This window comes from Methanoregula sp., assembly GCF_002835825.1.
Taxonomy (GTDB): Archaea; Halobacteriota; Methanomicrobia; order Methanomicrobiales; family Methanospirillaceae; genus Methanoregula.
This window is the reverse complement of sequence record NZ_PIZH01000719.1, coordinates 1-1095: the sequence shown is the minus strand read 5'-3', so window position 1 is coordinate 1095 and position 1095 is coordinate 1. Positions and strand designations below refer to the sequence as shown.

The 1095-nt window shown below is 60.6% G+C and carries 1 pseudogene; it reads left to right on the top strand.

Annotated features, from left to right (window positions below):
• Positions 1–1095, top strand: a pseudogene (locus tag CW742_RS14680) (phosphoesterase); the annotation flags it as partial.

Below are 1095 nucleotides of genomic sequence, written 5' to 3'. Positions count from 1 at the left end.
CAGGTCGTCGTCACTTTCCTGCCGTTCATCCTCCGCCACCAGGCCGATGCTGCCGGGATCTGTTCCTCGGTTGCAATCGAGCAGGCGGTCGTCTCGCTCATAAGGGAATCCGGCGGCGACTTCGATGCTGATTATTTCCTCTTCAAGCGTGCGCCCTCGAAAGCCCCCTTCTATGAGATCGAGGACATCACCCGCGACCTTGACTTTGCCTTAAAAGACCATGCCCGGTTCGGCCAGAAGATCCCGCTCGTCCTGCTGACGGACAACGGGTCCACGGAAGAGGACGAGCCGGCGTACCGTATCGCGAGTGTCTACGATATTGATTTCGCCGTCATCGACCACCACCACCCTGACGCTACCATCGACAAGTACCTCAGGGCCCATGTCAACCCGTACCATGTTGGCGGCGACTTCGGGATCACGGCCGGGATGCTCGGGACGGAAGTCGCCCGGCTCATCAACCCCAAAGTCGAGCCCATCATCCGCCACCTCCCGGCCGTTGCCGGGGTCGGGGACCGGAGCGAGGCTCCCGAACGCGCCCTCTTCCTTTCACTTGTCCGCGACAGTTATCCCGAAGAGGTCTGCAGGGATATCGCACTTGCCCTTGACTATGAGCAGTTCTGGCTCCGGTTCAATGACGGGCGGGAGATCGTCAAGGACATCCTGAATATCACCGGCAATACTGAACGGCACCGGAACCTTGTCCGGCTCCTTGTCGAAGGTGCCAACACCATGATCGAGGACCAGATGAATGCCTGCATGCCGCATGTTGTCCCGCGGGTTCTTGCAAACGAGGCGCACTGCTTCCTCATCGATGTCGAGATCCATGCCCACAAATTCACCTTCCCGCCCCCGGGCAAGACAAGTGGCGAGGTGCACGACCGCCTCTGCAAGGCACATGCCGGCGAACCGGTCGTCACCATCGGGTTCGGGCCGGACTTTGCCGTCCTGCGCTCACGAGGCGTCCACATGAATATTCCCCGGATGGTGCGCGAGCTCCGTACCGAGATTCCCGGCGGCGGTATCAGCGGCGGCGGGCACCTGGTGGTTGGCAGCATAAAATTCGTTGAAGGCATGCGCGATGTCGTACTTGAG